General features: G+C 68.0%; 16 protein-coding genes. 10 read left to right on the plus strand and 6 right to left on the minus strand.

Annotated features, from left to right (window positions below; translation table 11 throughout):
- Positions 1 to 61: 61 nt before the first annotated feature.
- Positions 62 to 1369: a solute carrier family 23 protein gene (locus tag WS49_RS27200; protein ID WP_059535102.1), complete on the plus strand. Its 1308-nt coding sequence runs from the start codon at positions 62 to 64 to the stop codon at positions 1367 to 1369.
- Between the two features lie 40 nt (positions 1370 to 1409).
- Here the strand turns inward: WS49_RS27200 and WS49_RS27205 are convergent, their stop codons facing one another.
- Positions 1410 to 2294: a transcriptional regulator GcvA gene (locus WS49_RS27205; protein WP_059535104.1), complete on the minus strand. Its 885-nt coding sequence runs from the start codon at positions 2292 to 2294 to the stop codon at positions 1410 to 1412.
- A gap of 96 nt (positions 2295 to 2390) precedes the next feature.
- On the opposite strand from WS49_RS27205, the gene WS49_RS27210 reads away from it, so the two are divergent.
- The 9 genes from WS49_RS27210 (at position 2391) to WS49_RS27250 (ending at position 10330) form a co-directional block, all read left to right on the plus strand.
- Positions 2391 to 3005 (plus strand): chromate transporter, encoded by a 615-nt coding sequence (locus WS49_RS27210; protein ID WP_059535105.1) that lies wholly within the window; start codon positions 2391 to 2393, stop codon positions 3003 to 3005.
- Positions 3002 to 3529 (plus strand): chromate transporter, encoded by a 528-nt coding sequence (locus tag WS49_RS27215; RefSeq protein ID WP_059535107.1) that lies wholly within the window; start codon positions 3002 to 3004, stop codon positions 3527 to 3529. Before WS49_RS27210 ends, WS49_RS27215 begins: the two co-directional genes overlap by 4 nt.
- A 58-nt stretch (positions 3530 to 3587) precedes the next feature.
- A complete protein-coding gene (locus WS49_RS27220) occupies positions 3588 to 4340 on the plus strand; it encodes a YoaK family protein (RefSeq protein ID WP_059535108.1) in 753 nt (250 codons plus the stop codon).
- A gap of 363 nt (positions 4341 to 4703) precedes the next feature.
- Complete coding sequence (locus WS49_RS27225) at positions 4704 to 5825, plus strand: porin (RefSeq protein WP_059535109.1); 1122 nt, start codon at positions 4704 to 4706, stop codon at positions 5823 to 5825.
- Between the two features lie 374 nt (positions 5826 to 6199).
- A complete protein-coding gene (locus tag WS49_RS27230) occupies positions 6200 to 6424 on the plus strand; it encodes a hypothetical protein (protein ID WP_014895816.1) in 225 nt (74 codons plus the stop codon).
- Between the two features lie 244 nt (positions 6425 to 6668).
- Positions 6669 to 8024: a glutathione-disulfide reductase gene (gene gor, locus WS49_RS27235; RefSeq protein WP_059535112.1), complete on the plus strand. Its 1356-nt coding sequence runs from the start codon at positions 6669 to 6671 to the stop codon at positions 8022 to 8024.
- 447 nt (positions 8025 to 8471) lie between these two features.
- Positions 8472 to 9143: a CsgG/HfaB family protein gene (locus WS49_RS27240; protein ID WP_185500359.1), complete on the plus strand. Its 672-nt coding sequence runs from the start codon at positions 8472 to 8474 to the stop codon at positions 9141 to 9143.
- A gap of 82 nt (positions 9144 to 9225) precedes the next feature.
- Positions 9226 to 9654, plus strand: coding sequence for a DUF4810 domain-containing protein (locus WS49_RS27245; RefSeq protein WP_059535114.1), 429 nt, complete (start codon positions 9226 to 9228; stop codon positions 9652 to 9654).
- A gap of 10 nt (positions 9655 to 9664) precedes the next feature.
- Complete coding sequence (locus WS49_RS27250; protein ID WP_059535116.1) at positions 9665 to 10330, plus strand: DUF799 domain-containing protein; 666 nt, start codon at positions 9665 to 9667, stop codon at positions 10328 to 10330.
- A 123-nt stretch (positions 10331 to 10453) separates the two neighbouring features.
- Here the strand turns inward: WS49_RS27250 and WS49_RS27255 are convergent, their stop codons facing one another.
- The 5 genes from WS49_RS27255 to WS49_RS27275 all read right to left on the minus strand — a co-directional run bounded on the left by WS49_RS27255 (position 10454) and on the right by WS49_RS27275 (position 16695).
- The gene (locus WS49_RS27255) at positions 10454 to 11755 is read right to left on the minus strand and encodes an NAD(P)/FAD-dependent oxidoreductase (RefSeq protein WP_059535118.1); all 1302 of its coding nucleotides are present in this window, start codon (positions 11753 to 11755) and stop codon (positions 10454 to 10456) included.
- Between the two features lie 25 nt (positions 11756 to 11780).
- Entirely contained in the window at positions 11781 to 13085 is a 1305-nt protein-coding gene (locus WS49_RS27260) for an NAD(P)/FAD-dependent oxidoreductase (RefSeq protein WP_059535138.1), read from the minus strand.
- Positions 13086 to 13197: 112 nt separating this feature from the next.
- The gene (locus WS49_RS27265; RefSeq protein ID WP_059535120.1) at positions 13198 to 14772 is read right to left on the minus strand and encodes a DUF3138 family protein; all 1575 of its coding nucleotides are present in this window, start codon (positions 14770 to 14772) and stop codon (positions 13198 to 13200) included.
- Between the two features lie 100 nt (positions 14773 to 14872).
- Positions 14873 to 15712, minus strand: coding sequence for an ABC transporter permease subunit (locus WS49_RS27270; RefSeq protein WP_059535122.1), 840 nt, complete (start codon positions 15710 to 15712; stop codon positions 14873 to 14875).
- The gene (locus WS49_RS27275; protein ID WP_059535140.1) at positions 15709 to 16695 is read right to left on the minus strand and encodes an ABC transporter permease subunit; all 987 of its coding nucleotides are present in this window, start codon (positions 16693 to 16695) and stop codon (positions 15709 to 15711) included. The genes WS49_RS27270 and WS49_RS27275 overlap by 4 nt, the downstream gene beginning before the upstream one ends.
- Between the last annotated feature and the right edge of the window lie 76 nt (positions 16696 to 16771).

Below are 16771 nucleotides of genomic sequence, written 5' to 3' on the forward strand. Positions count from 1 at the left end.
GCGCCAGATTCCAGACCGGCGCACCGTCCGCAGCCGGCGTTCGACAGGAGCCCTTTTCCCCATGTCCGATTCCTACTTCCCGCGCTGGCGGGTGCAACCGACCGGCGCCGCCTCGCGCGTGGTCGGCCCCGACGAACGCCTCGCGTGGCCGCAGATGGTCGCGATGGGCGTGCAGCACGTCGTCGCGATGTTCGGCTCGACGGTGCTCGCGCCGCTGCTGATGGGCTTCGACCCGAACCTGTGCATCTTCATGTCGGGCATCGGCACGCTGCTGTTCTTCGTGCTGGTCGGCGGCCGCGTGCCGAGCTACCTCGGTTCGAGCTTCGCGTTCATCGGCCTCGTGATCGCGGTGACGGGCTACGGCGGCAGCGGCCCGAACCCGAACATCCCCGTCGCGCTCGGCGGGATCGTCGCGTGCGGCGTCGTGTACGTCGCGCTCGGCGCGCTGGTGCAGGCGATCGGCACGCGCTGGATCGAGACGCTGATGCCGCCCGTCGTCACCGGCGCGGTGGTCGCGGTGATCGGGCTGAACCTGGCGCCGATCGCGGTCAAGGGCGTGTCGGCATCGACCTTCGACTCGGCGATGGCGCTCGTCACGGTGCTGTGCGTCGGCGGCGTCGCGGTGTTCGCGCGCGGGATGATGCAGCGCCTGCTGATCCTCGTCGGGCTGGTGATCGCGTACGTGATCTATGCGATCGCGACCAACGGGATGGGCCTCGGCAAGCCGGTCGATTTCTCGATCGTCGCGCATGCCGCGTGGTTCGGGGTGCCGAGCTTCCGTGCGCCGGTCTTCGATCCGCACGCGATGCTGATGCTCGCGCCGATCGCGGTGATCCTGGTCGCGGAGAACCTCGGCCACATCAAGGCGGTGAGCGCGATGACGGGCACCAACCTCGACCGCTACGTCGGTCGCGCGTTCATCGGCGACGGGCTCGCGACGATCGTGTCGGGCAGCGTCGGCGGCACGGGCGTGACCACCTACGCGGAGAACATCGGCGTGATGGCCGTCACGCGCATTTATTCGACGCTGGTGTTCGCGATCGCCGCGCTGATCGCGATCGGGCTGGGCTTCTCGCCGAAGTTCGGCGCGGTGATCCAGACGATTCCGGGCCCGGTGCTCGGCGGCGTGTCGATCGTCGTGTTCGGGCTGATCGCGGTGACGGGCGCGCGGATCTGGGTCGTCAACAAGGTCGACTTCTCCGACAACCGCAACCTGATCGTCGCGGCCGTCACGCTGGTGCTCGGCGCCGGCGACTTCTCGCTGAAGTTCGGCGGCTTCGGGCTCGGCGGGATCGGCACGGCGACGTTCGGCGCGATCATCCTGTACGCGATCCTGCGCAAGGAAAAGGAACCGGGCCCGGTGGTCTGAGCCGGCAGCGGGCGGTGCAACGCCGCCCGCCGGCACGTCGTTACGCGCCGATATTCGACTGCGCCTGCAGCCACGCGCAGAACTGCGCGACGAGCGCATCGCCGGCCGGCGCGCCCGGCGCGATCCACCAGTAGCTGCGCGTCGCGATGCGCGGCCCGGGCAGCGGCATCACGAGGCGGCCGCTCGCGAGCTCGTCGTCGATCAGCGGCAGCGGGCCGAGCGCGACGCCCAGCCCGTCGACGGCCGCCTGCAGCGCCAGGTAGAAGTGATCGAACGACTGGCGCTTGCGCCCCTTCATCGTCACGCCGGCCGCCGCGAACCAGTCGCGCCAGCCTTCCGGCCGCGTGTCCGAATGCAGCAGCACGTGCCGCGCGAGATCGTCCGCTCGGGCGATCGGCGCGCGCTTGAGCAGCGCGGGGCTGCAAACCGGAATCACGCTTTCGTCGAGGAAGTGGCCGCTCGTGCAGTTCGGCCAGGGGCCGGGGCCGCGGCGGATCGCGACGTCGAAACCGTCGAGCATGTCGAGCGGCGCATTCGACGTGGACAGCTTCAGCTCGACGTTCGGCACGTCGCGCTGGAACCGCGACAGGCGCGGCAGCAGCCATTTCATCGCGAAGGTCGGCAGCGCATTGATGCGCAGCACGCGCGCGGCACCGGTGTTGCGCAGCTGCTCGGTGGCGAGCGCGATGCTGTCGAACGCGGCACGGACGGTATCCAGATAGCGGCGGCCTTCGTCGGTGAGCTTCACGCGCTTGCCGTAGCGGTGGAACACCGGCTTGCCGAGCCACGCCTCGAACCCGGCGATCTGCCGGCTGATGGCACCGTGAGTCACATGCAGCTCGTCGCCGGCGGCGCTGAAGCTTTCGTGTCGTGCCGCTGCTTCAAAGGCCCGAAGCGCGGAAAAGGGCGGGAGGTCGCGTGCCATGCTTGTGATTCTAGATCACAAGGGCGCGTCGATAAAATCGTTTTGCCGGGGTGCGGAACGGCGGTAATCTCGGGACACCGTTTGATGAGGACCCCCATGCAATCCGTTCCTCCGCCGCCCGCCGCGTCGCCGCGCCGGATCGGCCTCGCCGAGTTGTTCACCGGCTTCCTGTCGCTCGGCCTGATGTCGTTCGGCGGCGCGCTGCCGTTCGCGCGGCGCACGATCGTCGACGAGCGCAAATGGCTCACCGCCGACGAATTCACCGATCTGCTCGGGCTGTGCCAGTTCCTGCCGGGCGGCAACGTGATCAACCTGTCGGTCGCCGTCGGCATGCGCTTTCGCGGCGTCGCGGGCGCGTTCGCCGGCATTCTCGGGCTGATCGCGGGCCCGACGCTCGTGGTCGTCGCGCTCGGCGTGCTGTATGCGAAGACGCAGGGCGATCCGCGCGTGCAGCACCTGTTCGGCGGGCTTGCCGCCGCGGCCGCGGGCCTGCTCGTCGCGATGGCCGTGAAGGTCGTGAAACCGCTGCTGCACGCGCCGCGCACCGCGGCCGGCATCGCGGCGCTCGCGTTCGTCGCGATCGCGGTGCTGCGCATTCCGCTCCTGACCACGATGCTGGTGCTGACGCCCCTGAGCATCTGGCTCGCGTCGCGGCGGCGCGATACGCCGGCACCGCAGCACGCCGCCGCGCGCGACGGAGGCCGGTCATGAACGACACGCTGATCGCGATCGCGACGATCTTCAGCCAGCTTTCGCTGCTCGCATTCGGCGGCGGCAACACGATCCTGCCGGAGATGCAGCGGCAAGTCGTCGACGTGCACCACTGGATGAGCGCGCACGAATTCACCGCGCTGTTCGCGCTCGCGCAGGCCGCGCCGGGGCCGAACATGATGATCGTGTCGCTGGTCGGCTGGCACGTGGCCGGCTGGGCCGGGCTGCTGGTCGCGTCGATCGCGAAGTTCGGGCCGTCGTCGCTCGTCACGGTGCTGGCGCTGCACGCGTGGGAGCGCTTTCGCGACCGGCCGTGGCGCCGCTACGTGCAGCAGGGGCTGATGCCGGTCACGGCCGGGCTCGTCGCGGCCAGCGCGGTGCTGATCTCGGAAGCGTCGAACCGCACCGCGATCCAGTGGGGCATCACCGCCGCATGCGCGGTGCTCGCGTGGCGCACGCGCATCCATCCGCTATGGCTGCTCGCGGCCGGCGCGCTGATCGGGCTCACCGGCATCGGCCAGTGAGCGAAGGACAAGCTGTCTCCCGTCCCGCATACTGGCGCGAATATTCACGGGAGGATCGATGGATCTCGACGGCGCCAGCCGCAATCTCACTGTCGCCGCGTTGCTCACGCTGTCAGGCGGCTACCTCGACGCGTACACGTACGTCGGTCACGGCCACGTGTTCGCGAACACGATGACCGGCAACGTCGCGCTGCTCGGTATCAATCTGTCGGCCGGCGAATGGGCGGCCGCGCTGCATCACGTGCCGCCGCTCGGCGGCTTCGTGGTCGCGGTATTCGTCGCGCATCTGCTCGGTCTCGCCGCGCGGCGCGGCTGGATGCGCCACACCGCGTTCGCGAGCCTGATCGTCGAGATCGCGTTTCTCGGCATTGCCGCGAGCGGGCTCGTCGGCGCGTCGAGCGCGTGGCTGATTCCCGGCATCTCGTTCGTTGCGACGCTGCAGACGCTGTCGTTCACCCATCTCGAGGAACTGTCGTACACGTCGGTGATGACGACCGGCAACCTGCGGCGCGCCGCGCAGAAGCTGTTCGTCGGGCTGATTCCGCGCTACGACGCGGGCGCGCTGCACGACTCGGCGCTGCTGGCGACGATCAGCTTCTGCTTCCTGGCCGGCGCGGTGGTCGGCGGCTTCGCGACGCGGCTCGTGCCGGACGTCGCGCTGTGGGGCGCGGTGCTGCTGCTGGCGGGCGCGTTCGCGGAGATCGTGCGGCGGGCGCGGCGGGCGGGCGGCGGGAGCGATCGTGGCGATGCGGCGGCCGGCAATGGCAGCAGCGGCGCCAACCCCGACGGCGGGACGTCGCAGCCTGCCTGACGTGTGCAGGGCCGCCACCATGCGGACTGCCGATGCGCCGCGTGACCGAATCACCGGTGCATCGCGTCACCGGCCCGCGACACGACCCGAACGCCAGCCGGCTGCCCCGGCCGATCCTTACGGCATCCGCCCTCGTTTCGCCATCGCCGCACCCCGCGTCCGTCACGCGAGCGGCAAGCCTGGTGCGGGACCGTTGTTGTTCCAGGGCGACAATCGCGCGTTACCGCGCATTTCAATTTCTTTCAGGGCGCGCACTGGTCTTATGATTCAGCCCACATCGCGCGCGCCATGAACGTGCGCGATCGCCACCCGGCTGCGCACGCGGCCGGCCATGAATGGAGACACCTACAAATAGGAAAGCTCATGAAGCAGACCACCCGACTCGCAGCCATCGCAGGGGGCGCGGCACTGGCCTTCGCCAGCCAGTACGCAGCAGCACAAAGCTCGGTCACGCTCTGGGGCGTCGCCGACGTCAGCGTCCGCTACCTGACCAACGCAAACGCCAAGAACGACGGCCTGCTGTCGATGACCAACGGCGCGATCACCAACAGCCGCTTCGGCATCTACGGCACGGAAGACCTCGGCGGCGGCCTGAAGGCCCTGTTCAAGCTCGAAAGCGGCGTGAACCTGCAGAACGGCGCATTCGCCGACAGCGGCCGCCTGTTCAACCGCGCGGCGTACGTCGGCCTGGACAGCCCGTACGGCACGGTGACCCTCGGCCGCCAGAAGACGCCGCTGTTCGACCTGCTGTCGGACACCTACGATCCGCTGACGGTCGGCAACTACTTCGAAAATGCATGGCTGCCGGTCGCACTCGGCGGCGGCCTGTATGCGGACAACCAGATCAAGTACACGGGCACGTTCGCGGGCCTGACCGCGAAGGCGATGTACTCGACGGGCACGAACTACGAATCGACCGGCGCGGGCGGCTTCTCGGGCCAGATCCCGGGTTCGCTCGGCAAGGGCAATGCATGGGGCGTGTCGCTGTCGTACGTGATGGGCCCGCTCAGCATCGCGGCCGGCGCGCAGCAGAACAGCGACAACTCCGCACGCAAGCAGACGATCTACCACGCGAACGTCGTGTACGCGTTCAGCAAGGCGAAGGTCTATGCGGGCTATCTGCGCTCGAAGGACGACACCGGTTTCGTCGACAGCCTGCTCGCGCAGCAGTCGATTCCGGTCGCGAAGGGCACGGGCCGGATCGACGACGGTCCGTTCGCGGGCGTGAGCTGGCAGGTCAGCACGCCGCTGACGCTGACCGGCGCGTTCTACTACGACCACATGCGCAACGCGATGACCACGAACGGCACGCTCGCGAGCGGCAACCGCTACGCGATCGTCGGCATCGCCGAATACGCGCTCAGCAAGCGCACGGAAGTCTACGGCACCATCGACTTCAACAAGACGAACGGCGCGGCGAACGTCGAGCTGCCGGGTCGCAGCAACCAGACCGGCATCGCGATCGGCCTGCGCAATATCTTCTGACGAAAATTGGAACGCATGCGCCGGCTCACGCTCGGCGCGTATCGAAGAGGCTCCCGCGGGAGCCTCTTTTTTTCGTCACGCGACCTTCATGCGCGCGGACGACCATTCAGCGAGTGCTCCATCGCGTACGGCCTGCCCGTAAGGATTCCGTCGGCATTCCAGAACATACTTTGACAGTGCGCGCGAAGCGATTCCGCTACGCTGCGTGCAGGGTCCGCCGTGTGCCGCGACGCACGCGCGGGCGTCGTTCCGGCGCCGCGTTTCGCGTGCGGCCGGCCTGGTGCGTAACTTGTGTATCCGGTGATGACAAACACGGTCTGCCGGTTTTTTTTCGTGGGACGATGCGCTCACGATTTTCTTGAAAGGGGATGACGATGGGTATCCTGAACACCGTGGGTGAAATCGCTGGCGCCGTGGCAGCCGTCGAGGCGGCCGAGAAGGTCGATCCGGATGCGGGCCTGCTGACCAAGGCGGCGGCGGCCGTCGCCGGCTTCAAGGGCGCCGAGGCGATCGAAGGCATGCTCGAGAAGAAGGAAGAGCAGCCCCAGCAGGCAGACGATACGCAGGCGACGGACGGCAGCGACACGTCGCAGGCCTGAGCATGGCGGCCGGTCCCGCCGCGGGTGCGCCGTTCGCGCGCCCGGACGGACCGGTGCCGCGCGGCCGGCAGGCCGGGCATGTGGTCGATCGGTGACGCATGGCACACCCGGCAGCTGGTTTGACCGGCGAGAGGCGACGTCTCTCGCCGTTTTTTATTTGGCGGACGTCCTGCGCCGCCACGTTCCGCACGAATTCCCGAATCTTGCTATCGTGCCGTCATCCGAACTGCGATGAGGGCTTGCGATGGATTTCGACTACGACCTGTTCGTCATCGGGGCCGGCTCCGGCGGCGTGAGGCTCGCCCGGATGTCGGCGTCATACGGCGCGCGCGTCGGCATAGCGGAAGAAGAGCAGATCGGCGGCACCTGCGTGCTGCGCGGCTGCATTCCGAAGAAGCTGCTCGTCTACGCATCGCATTATCCGCACGAGCTCGAGGACGCGAAGGGCTTCGGCTGGACCTTCGGCGCCGGCACGCTCGACTGGCCCGCGCTGATCGCCGCGAAGGATCGCGAGATCAACCGGCTCAGCGACATCTACATCAACCTGCTGCGGCAATCCGGCGTCGCGATGCACGCAGGGCGCGCGACCCTCGTCGACGCGCATACGGTCGCGATCGGCGATCGCACGATCCGCGCGCGCCACATCGCGATCGCGACCGGCTCGCGCCCGTCGCTGCCGCCGCGGCCCGGCATCGAGCATGCGATCACGTCGCGCGAGGCGCTGTCGCTCGCGACGCTGCCCGCACGCATCGCGGTGGTCGGCGGCGGCTATATCGCGGTCGAGTTCGCGGGCATCTTCAACGGCGTCGGCAGCCAGGTCGATCTCTTCTATCGCGGCGAGAAGATCCTGCGCGGCTTCGACGACGACGTGCGTCAATTCCTGACCGACGAAATGACCAAGCAAGGCGTCGCGATCCATGCGCGCGCCGTGGTCGAATCGATCGCGCGCGCGGACGACGGCACGCTCTCCGTGCGTGTCGGCGACGCGCAGCACGGGCCGTACGACGCGGTGCTCTACGCGACCGGCCGCGTGCCGAACGTCGACGGGCTCGGGCTCGAACGGGCGGGCGTCATGCTCGACGCGCGCGGCGCGATCGCCGTCGATGCGTATTCGGCGACGTCGGTGCCTTCGATCCATGCGATCGGCGACGTCACGTCGCGGCCGCAGCTCACCCCGGTGGCGACCCGCGACGGCGGGCTGCTCGCGCGGACGCTGTTCGGCGGCGCGCGCGTCGCGGTCGATCACGATTACGTGCCGTCGGCCGTGTTCAGCCAGCCCGAGATCGCGACGGTCGGTCTGACCGAGGCCGATGCGCGTCGCCTGCACGACGAGATCGACATCTACCGCACGTCGTTCAAGGCGCTGCGCCACACGCTGTCGGGCCGCGACGAGCGCACGCTGATGAAGCTCGTGGTCGCGCGCGACAGCCAGCGCGTGATCGGCGCGCACATGGTCGGCCGCGATGCGGGCGAGATCATCCAGGGCATCGCGATCGCGATCCGCGCGGGCGCGACGAAGGCGCAGTTCGACGACACGATCGGCATTCACCCGACCGCGGCCGAGGAATTCGTGACGATGCGGCAGAAGGTGGCCGACTGACCGCAACCGGCGCGCCGGCTCGCGGGCCGGCGCGGGCGCCCCGCGTGCTCCGCCGGCGTGCGACGCGCCACGGATCCGCGACGATCCGTAAAGAACGTCAATTCTTCTCAAGAAATCCCGTCTCGATAATCAGGCTTGGTATCATCGGCCAAAATCATATTCGGGGCCGATCATGCGCGATCAACAGCGCAGTAGACAGAATCACGGGGTAGCCGGCGCAAGCGGGGTGGTCGATCCATGCGCCGCGCGTCCGCATCTTGCCGCAGCACGTCCGTTGCGCGCACCTTCCCTTCGCATGCCGCCATCTCCATCGCCATCCGGGCGATGAAGTCGCGCACGCCGATGCGTGCCCCAACCGTTTCGATCACCGCATCGACCGCCGGCCCGTCAACGAGCCGGCACGCCCGTTCCGGGTAATCTTTTCACGCAAGGAGACCAGCAGTGAACATTCAGACACGACGCACCGTTCTCGTGGCGGCGGCGCTCGTCGCGGCGCTGTCCGGCTGCGCGACCGAATCGTCGCGCACGCTCGACGTGCCGGCCGTGAGCAGCGCGCAGAAGCCGTATGCGGGCAAGCCCGTCGCGATCGCGGTCGGCAAGTTCGACAACCGCTCGAGCTACATGCGCGGCATCTTCTCGGATGGCATCGACCGCCTCGGCGGACAGGCGAAGACGATCCTCGTCACGCGCCTGCAACAGAGCCGCCGCTTCAACGTGCTCGATCGCGAGAACCTCGACGAGATCAAGCAGGAAGCCGGCTTCATGAAGAAGGCGCAGGCCGTGAAGGGCGCGAACTACGTCGTGACCGGCGACGTGACCGAGTTCGGCCGCAAGGATGTCGGCGATCACCAGCTGTTCGGCATCCTCGGCCGCGGCAAGACGCAGGTCGCGTATGCGAAGGTCAACCTGAACATCGTCGACACGACGACGTCGGAAGTCGTCGCGTCGAGCCAGGGCGCGGGCGAGTTCAGCCTGTCGAACCGGGAAGTGATCGGCTTCGGCGGCACGGCCGGTTACGACTCGACGCTCAACGGCAAGGTGCTGGACCTTGCGATCCAGGAAGCCGTGAATCATCTCGTCGACCAGGTCGACGCCGGCACGCTGAAGGCGCCGCAATAAGCGTCCGAGCCATTGCAGCAGCGCGCGCCGGGGCCGGCGCCGCGCTGGACCGATCGACAACGACATCAAAAGAGAACAGACCATGAAACGGGGTAACTGGCTGCCGGCAACGGCCGCCGCCTTGCTGCTCGCCGGCTGCGCGAGCTCCACGCCGCCGCTTTATCAGTGGAACGGCTATCAGCCGCAGGTGTACGAATATTTCAAGGGGCAGAAGTCGCCGCAGGAGCAGATCGACGCGCTCGAAAAGGCGCTGCAGGAGATTCGCGCGAAGGGCAAGATGCCGCCGCCGGGCTTCCATGCGCATCTGGGGATGCTGTACGCGAGCGTCGGCAACGAGCAGCAGGCCGAGCAGGAACTGCAGGCCGAGAAGCAGTCGTTCCCGGAATCGTCGACCTTCATGGATTTTCTGATGAAGAAAAAGACCGACGCGTCGAAGGCAGCGGTTCAGAAGCCGGCCGCCCAGGCGATCGCCGGCCAGAAGGATACCGCCTCGACCACCGCCAAACCGTAACGCGCCCGCCATGTTCAAGACACTCTCATTCAAGCTGATGTCCGTGCTGTCGATCGTCGCGCTGCTGAGCGCGTGCGCGCAGCCGGTGAAACGACCCGACTACACGGCGTTCAAGAAGAGCCAGCCGCGCTCGATCCTCGTCCTGCCGCCCATCAACGAAACGTCCGACGTGGCGGCGACCTACGGCATGCTGTCGCAGATGACGCTGCCGCTCGCCGAATCCGGCTACTACGTGGTGCCGGTCGCCGTGATGGACGAGACGTTCAAGCAGAACGGCCTGACCAACGCGGCCGAGATCCAGCAGACGCCGCCCGCGAAGCTGCGCGAGATCTTCGGTGCGGATGCCGCGCTGTATTCGAAGGTGTCGCAGTACGGCACCGTCTACCGGATCCTTGCGAGCGCAACGGTCGTGTCGGCCTCGGCGAAGCTCGTCGACCTGCGTACCGGCGACGTGCTGTGGCAGGGCCGGGCGAGCGCGAGCAGCGACGAAGGCGGCAACAACGGCGGCGGCGGCCTGATCGGCATGCTGGTGGTGGCGGCGGTCAAGCAGATCGCGAACACGCTGATGGACCAGAGCCATGACGTCGCCGCGTTCACCAGCACGCGGCTGCTGTCGGCTGGTCCGCCCAACGGGCTGCTGTACGGTCCGCATTCGCCGAAGTTCGGAACGGACTGACCGGCGCATGTCGTACGCGGCGCGCGGGCGCGCCATGTGCCCGACGCACCGATGTCATGCGATTCGATTGCACGGCCGCGCGTGTTGCGCGGCCGTTTTTCGTTTCGCTCCGATGCGGCCCGCTCAATGCATGCCGAACGCGTCGAGCAGCCGGTACCAGCTCATCGCGAGCACCAGCGCCGGCGTGCGCAGCGCCGCGCCGCCGGGGAAGTCGCGATGCCGGATCTTGCCGAACAGGTCGAAGCGGCTCGCCTGGCCGTCGATTGCCTCGGCGATCAGCTTGCCCGCGAGCGCGGTCGTGTTCACGCCGTGCCCCGAGAAGCCCTGCGCGAAATACATCGTCGGCGCGACGCGCCCGAAGTGCGGCGCGCGGTTCATCGTGATGTCGACGAAGCCGCCCCATGCGTAGTCGACCTTGACGTCCGCGAGTTGCGGGAACGTCTTCAGCATGTCCGCGCGCATCGCCGCTGCGAGATCGCGCGGCTCCCGGGTCGAATAGCTGACCTTGCCGCCCCACACGAGCCGCGTGTCGGGCGCCGGCCGGAAATAGTCGAGCACGAAGCGGCTGTCGCAGATCGCCGCGCGCGCGGGCATCAGCGCGGCGGCGCGCGCTTCGCCGAGCGGCTCGGTGGCGATCACGTAGGTGCCGACCGGCATGATCTTCTTCGACAGCGCGGGCGCGAGCGTGCCGACGTACGTATTGCACGCGAGCACGACGAAGCGCGCGCGCACCTGCCCCTGGCCGGTTTCGACGAGGTGGCCACCCGACACGTCGCGCACGCGCGTCACGCAACTGTCCTCGTGGATCCGCACGCCGGTGTCGGTGGCCGCTCGCGCGAGCCCGAGCGTGTAGTTCAGCGGATGCAGGTGGCCGCTGTCGGGGTCGTACAGGCCACCGCGATAGCGCGCCGACTGCACGTAGTCGCCGAGCTCGTCGGCTTCGACGAAATGGAAGCGGTCGTAGCCGAAGCGTTTCGCGGCCTCGTCGCGCCAGCGCTTCAGCGCATCGGCGTCGCGCTCGGTGTTCGCGGCGGTCAGGTAGCCGGGCATGAGCGCGCAGTCGATGTCGTGCCGCGCGATGCGCGACTTCACGAGCGACAGCGTTTCGAGGCCCATGTCCCAGATCCGCTTCACGTCGCCTTCCTGCATGAAGTTGCCGAACGTGTCGATGCCGCAGGCGAAGCCGCCGATCAGCTGGCCGCCGTTGCGCCCGCTCGCCGCCCATCCGACCCGCGACGCTTCGAGCACGGTCACCGAATGGCCGCGCTCGGCGAGGTTGAGCGCGGCGGACAAACCGGTGAGGCCCGCGCCGATCACGCACACGTCGGCGTCGGTTGTGCCGGCGAGCGGTGCATGGCGGGTCGTATCGTTGGCGGTCGCCGCGTAATACGACGCGACGTGCGGCTGGTTGGCGAATGTCTGCATGATCAGGAAAGCGAATGAAGTGGGATCAGAACAGCTCGCGCACGCGGTGATACAGCATCCCGAGTTCGAGCGCGGGCTGCCGCCACGCGTCGCCGCCGGGAAAGCGCCGGTGGCGCAGCTGCGCGAACAGGTCGAACGCGCGGGTGTCGCCCGCGATCGCGCCGGCGATCGCGCGTCCGGCGATGCCGGTCAGCGCAACGCCGTGCCCGCTGAAGCCCTGGACGTAGAAGAAGTTCGGATCGAGCGCGCCGAAGTCCGGCGCGCGGTTGCGCGTGACGTCGACGAAGCCGCCCCACGCGTGATCGACGCGCACGTCGGCGAGTTGCGGGAACACGCCGACCATGCGCTGACGGATCGTTTCGGCGAGCGTGTCGGGCGACGCGCCCGCGGAGTTCGCGCGGCCGCCGAACAGCATGCGATGGTCGGCGGACAGCCGGAAATAGTCGAGGAAGAAGTTGTTGTCGCACACGGCTTCGCGCTGCGCGATCAGCGCGTCGGCGCGCGCGCGGCCGAGCGGCTCGGTCGCGATGATGTACGACGCGATCGGCGCGATGCGCGCGGCGGTGGCGGCCGGCAGGATGCCGCCGGGGCCTGCGTTGCAGCACGACACGACGAAGCGGCAGCGCACTTCGCCCGACGGCGTGCGCACGACCGGCCGCGCGCCGCGCACGACGTCGAGCGCGGGCGTGTGCGCATGGAGCGCGACGCCTTCGCGTCGCGCGGCGTCGGCGAGGCCGAGGCAATACTTGAGCGGATGCAGGTGGCCCGACAGCGGATCGTAGACGCCCGCCAGATAGCGGGACGACGCGATGCGCGCACGGATCGCACCGGTGTCGAGCCACGACAGCGACGGATGGCCCCAGCGCGACGTCGCGGCATCCATCCACGCGCGCAGGTCGTCGATGCGGCGCGGCTTCGTCGCGACCGTCAGGTAGCCGCGCGTGAAGTCGCAGTCGATGCCGTGGCGCGCGATGCGCTCGGCGATCAGCGCGACGCCGTCGAGCGACAGCGACCACGCGGCACGCGCGCCGGCGGCGCCGAGCTGCCGCTCGATCACCTCGTCTTTCGCGAAGCCCGTGATCGCCTGGCCGCCGTTGCGGCCGGACGCGCCCCAGCCGGGCCGGTGCGCATCGATCACGGCGACCGACAGCCCGCGCGCGCGGCAATCGAGCGCCGTCGACAAGCCCGCGAAGCCCGCGCCGATCACGCACACGTCGACGTCGATCGCGTCTTCCAACACGGGATCGTCGACCGCGGGGCGCGCGGCGGTCGCTTCGTAGTACGAGTCGCGCGCGAGCGCGTCGGCGCGGGCGGTGAAAGACTGCGTCATCAAACCGACTCCATCGAGGACGGCCGGCGACGGTGCGCGACGCACCGCGATCCGGCCGGGTGAAACGATGCGGGACGCCATGCACGGGGCACGGCGTCCCGCGTGGCCCGCATCAGAACGAATAGATGAACTGCGTCGCGAGCAGGTCGTTGGACTTGCCGTACGAACCGTCGTTGCGCAGGAACACCTTGTTGTTCGCCCAGTCGTGCCGGTATTCGACCTTCACGGTGATCTGCTGGGTCGGGTAGAACAGCAGGTCGAGCGCGACGTCCTGGCGCACCGCGCCCTTGCACTCGAAGCCCAGGCCGCCGCCGGCCTTCGACATCGCGAGGCAGTCCGCGTCGACGCCGAAGCCGTTGTTCGGATCCATCCCGTTGCCGTTCAGCGCGATGCCGCCACCGCCGCCGCCGTTCTTCGTGTTGGCGAGCAGGTCGTAGCGCAGCGTCACGCCCATGCGGCCGACCACCGGCGCGTTGAACTTGCGGTGCGCGAGCAGCGACAGACCGTACCACTGCGCGAGCCCGCCGTTGAACGCCGCATGCTGCTGCCGGCCGTAGTCGATTTCGGCGTTGTACTGAACATCGGCGAGCGTGTAGGTCGCGTCGAGTTCGCCGAAGAAGAACGAACCATACGCGCTCGGCGCCGCGCCGCCCGGGCCGTAGTGCACGACGCCCTGATCGTCGATCGCGCTCGCCAGCGTCTGCCGCCCGATGTTGAACGATCCGCCGATATCGAGCGCGCTCGACCACGTGTAGTCCGCGCGCGCGGTGAAGGTCGGCACCTTGTTGCTCGTGCTGATCGGGTCGCCGAGCGCATTGGTGCCCGTCTGCGTGACCGAGCCGTACGTGCGGTACTGCTCGTTGCCGAGGAAGAACTTCCACGCCCAGTTGCCCTTCGTGTAGTTCGCGCCGACGCCGACGTAGCTGCCCGGATCCGAGAAATCGTACAGCAGGTTGTGCGTGAGCGTGAGCATCTGGTTCGACTGCTGCACCTCGTAGCCGCCGAAGCTCGGGATCAAACCGGCGACGAGCGTCGTCGACGCGGTGATCGGCACGTTGACGACCGCCGTGTTCAGCAGGTTGTCGGTGATCGAGCCGCGCGAGTTCTGCAGCAGCGTGATGCCGTTGCCGCGGTTCGGCATCAGCGTGATCTCCGCCGACGGCGCCATCGGGCCGACGCCGAAGGTCTTCTTGATGTCGAGGTAGAGATCGCCGAACGTGCTGTTGAAGTAGTTGTACGCGTTCTCGTGGTTCGCGAACAGGAACGACGACGTGCCGGCCGCGCGGTTGTAGATGTAGGTCGGGTCGATGTAGCCGGTGACCGACAGGCCCGCGAGCGGCCCGGTGTTGGCCGCGTCCGTCAGCGAGTCGACCTTCAGCTGCTGGTTCGCGATCTGCTGCTTCATTTCGCTGACTTCGTCGTTGGTCAGCGTGGCCTGGGCACGGCCGTAGTCCGGCGAGGACGGATCGGCGGCCACGATCGCCGGCTTGGCCGAGGCCGTCGCGCCGGCCTGCGCGACAGATGCGCCGCCCGGCTTCGCGGCGAGCTGCGCCTGCATGGCCTTCATCTGTTTCTGCAGCGCGGCGACCTGCGCCTGCAGTGCCTTGATTTCGGCGGAGGTCGAGTCGGCCAGCGCGATGCCCGGCAACGCGCCGGCCACCAGCAGGCAGATCAGTTTCTTCTTCATTGCGGATTCTCCTTGTCGTGGGCCTGTCAATGTGTGATCGGTTCGCGCGCCGCATCGTGCGGCGCGCGGGTCTTGTTATCGATGGAAAGGAAGAGGGAAGTCAGGCCGCCGCGAACGCCGCCTTCAAGTCGGCCACCCGGCGCCGTTCGCGCGCGATCATCATCTGGTTCACGACGATCACGCCGATCGTCACCGCCGTGATGAACAGCGTCGCCAGCGCGTTCATCTCCGGGTTCAGCCCGAGCCGCACGCGCGAGAACACCACCAGCGGCAGCGTCGTCGAGCCCGGCCCCGACAGGAACGCCGACAGCACCAGATCGTCGATCGACAGCGTGAACGACAGCAGCCAGCCCGACAGCAGCGCCTGCGAGATCAGCGGCAGCGTCACCACGAAGAACACCTTCAGCGGCGTCGCGCCCAGGTCGAGCGCGGCTTCCTCCAGCGACTTGTTCATCTCCTTGACGCGCGACTGCACGATGATCGCCACGTACGACACGCAGAGCATCACGTGGCCGATCCAGATCGTCACCATCCCGCGACCCTTCGGCCAGCCGAACATCTGCTCCAGCGCCACGAACAGCAGCAGCAGCGAGATCCCCTGGATCACCTCCGGAATCACCAGCGGCGCGTTGATCATCCCCGTGTACAGCGTGAAGCCCTTGAAGCGGCCGAAGCGCGCGAGCACGAAGCCCGCCCACGTGCCGATCACGACCGACGCGGTGGCCGTCAACAGGCCGATCTTCAGCGACAGCCACGCGGCCGTGAGCAGCTCGTCGTCCTGCCACAGCGCCGCGTACCACTTCAGCGAGAAGCCCGACCACACCGTCACCAGCTTCGACTCGTTGAACGAGTACACGACCAGGCTGATGATCGGGATGTACAGGAACAGGAAGCCGAAGGCGAGAACGCCCGTCGACAGCGGTTTGCTCGGCTTGATCATTTCGCTTCCTCCAGTTCCTTGACCTGGTAGTACTGGAACAGCGCCATCGGCACCAGCAACAGCAGCACCATCGCGACCGTCACCGCGGACGCCATCGGCCAGTCCATGTTGTTGAAGAACTCGTCCCACATCACGCGGCCGATCATCAGCGTGTCGGCGCCGCCGAGCAGCTCCGGAATCACGTACTCGCCGACCGCAGGAATGAACACCAGCAGGCTGCCGGCGATGATCCCGTTCTTCGACAGCGGCAGCGTGATGCGCGTGAACGCGACCCACGGCTTGGCGCCCAGGTCGTACGCGGCCTCGAGCAGCGTGAGATCCATCTTCACGAGGTGCGCATACAGCGGCATCACCATGAACGGCAGGTACGAATAGACCATCCCGATGTAGACGCCCGCGTCGCTGTGATAGAGGCGCAGCGGCGTGTGGATGATGCCCAGTGCGATCAGCGTGTGGTTCAGGAGGCCGTCATCCTTCAGGATGCCGATCCATGCGTACACGCGAATCAGGAACGACGTCCAGAACGGCAGCATCACGGCCATCATCAGTACGTTGCGCCGGCCCGGTTCCGAGCGCGCGATGTAGTACGCCATCGGGTAACCGATCAGCAGACACAGCACCGTCGACACGGCGGCCATCTTCAGCGAGCTGAGGTAGGTCGCGATGTACAGGTCGTCCTGCAGCAGGAACGCGTAGTGCGACAGCTGCAGCGCGAAGTGCACGACGCCGTCCTTGATCTCGACCAGCGACGTGTACGGCGGGATGCCCATCACCTGGTCGGCGAAGCTGATCTTGAACACCAGCACGAACGGCAGCGCGAAGAAGATCGTGAGCCACAGGAACGGCACGCCGATCGCGATGCCGCGGCCCGACGGCAGGAAGCGCGACAGCGCGGCGAAGCGGCCGCGGCGTTTGGCGGCATGTGTGGCAGCGGTGGCGCCGGTCTGGACCGGCGCGGACGGCGTGGAAGCGGAAGTTCTCATCATGTCGCCCTCACTGCGTCAGCACGACGCCGCTGGCCGGCGACCACGACACGAACACGTCGTCGTTCCACGCCGG

Origin of the sequence: Burkholderia sp. RF7-non_BP4 (assembly GCF_001521935.1) — a bacterium.
GTDB lineage: Bacteria > Pseudomonadota > Gammaproteobacteria > Burkholderiales > Burkholderiaceae > Burkholderia > Burkholderia diffusa.

Excerpts from the sequence above, each read along its gene's own strand:
- WS49_RS27200 (WP_059535102.1), top strand. The coding sequence starts at position 62 with ATGTCCGATTCCTACTTCCCGCGCTGGCGGGTGCAACCGACCGGCGCC.
- WS49_RS27205 (WP_059535104.1), bottom strand. The coding sequence starts at position 2,294 with ATGGCACGCGACCTCCCGCCCTTTTCCGCGCTTCGGGCCTTTGAAGCA.
- WS49_RS27210 (WP_059535105.1), top strand. The coding sequence starts at position 2,391 with ATGCAATCCGTTCCTCCGCCGCCCGCCGCGTCGCCGCGCCGGATCGGC.
- WS49_RS27215 (WP_059535107.1), top strand. The coding sequence starts at position 3,002 with ATGAACGACACGCTGATCGCGATCGCGACGATCTTCAGCCAGCTTTCG.
- WS49_RS27220 (WP_059535108.1), top strand. The coding sequence starts at position 3,588 with ATGGATCTCGACGGCGCCAGCCGCAATCTCACTGTCGCCGCGTTGCTC.
- WS49_RS27225 (WP_059535109.1), top strand. The coding sequence starts at position 4,704 with ATGAAGCAGACCACCCGACTCGCAGCCATCGCAGGGGGCGCGGCACTG.
- WS49_RS27230 (WP_014895816.1), top strand. The coding sequence starts at position 6,200 with ATGGGTATCCTGAACACCGTGGGTGAAATCGCTGGCGCCGTGGCAGCC.
- gor (WP_059535112.1), top strand. The coding sequence starts at position 6,669 with ATGGATTTCGACTACGACCTGTTCGTCATCGGGGCCGGCTCCGGCGGC.
- WS49_RS27245 (WP_059535114.1), top strand. The coding sequence starts at position 9,226 with ATGAAACGGGGTAACTGGCTGCCGGCAACGGCCGCCGCCTTGCTGCTC.
- WS49_RS27250 (WP_059535116.1), top strand. The coding sequence starts at position 9,665 with ATGTTCAAGACACTCTCATTCAAGCTGATGTCCGTGCTGTCGATCGTC.
- WS49_RS27255 (WP_059535118.1), bottom strand. The coding sequence starts at position 11,755 with ATGCAGACATTCGCCAACCAGCCGCACGTCGCGTCGTATTACGCGGCG.
- WS49_RS27260 (WP_059535138.1), bottom strand. The coding sequence starts at position 13,085 with ATGACGCAGTCTTTCACCGCCCGCGCCGACGCGCTCGCGCGCGACTCG.
- WS49_RS27265 (WP_059535120.1), bottom strand. The coding sequence starts at position 14,772 with ATGAAGAAGAAACTGATCTGCCTGCTGGTGGCCGGCGCGTTGCCGGGC.
- WS49_RS27270 (WP_059535122.1), bottom strand. The coding sequence starts at position 15,712 with ATGATCAAGCCGAGCAAACCGCTGTCGACGGGCGTTCTCGCCTTCGGC.
- WS49_RS27275 (WP_059535140.1), bottom strand. The coding sequence starts at position 16,695 with ATGAGAACTTCCGCTTCCACGCCGTCCGCGCCGGTCCAGACCGGCGCC.